The organism is Halioglobus sp. HI00S01 (assembly GCF_001635445.1).
GTDB classification, from domain to species: Bacteria; Pseudomonadota; Gammaproteobacteria; order Pseudomonadales; family Halieaceae; genus Halioglobus; species Halioglobus japonicus.
Window position 1 is genome coordinate 1 of the sequence record NZ_LWEE01000182.1, and the last position, 210, is coordinate 210.

1 pseudogene is annotated in these 210 nt (G+C 59.0%); it reads left to right on the forward strand.

The features are described from left to right. Positions 1–210 (forward strand): annotated as a pseudogene (locus A3709_RS15765) (5'-methylthioadenosine phosphorylase); the annotation flags it as partial.

The window sequence follows — 210 nt, forward strand, 5'->3', positions numbered from 1 at the left end:
ACAGTTGGGCGCCACCCATATCATCGGCATTAACGCCGTCGGTGGCATTGCCCCGAATATGCCGCCAGGCAGGCTGGTTATTCCCGATCAGGTTATCGATTACACCTGGGGGCGTGAGCACACCTATGACACCGGTGAGAGCGGTGAGCTCATGCATATCGACTTTACCGAGCCCTATGATGCGGCGCTGCGCAATGCGGTGCTCGAGGC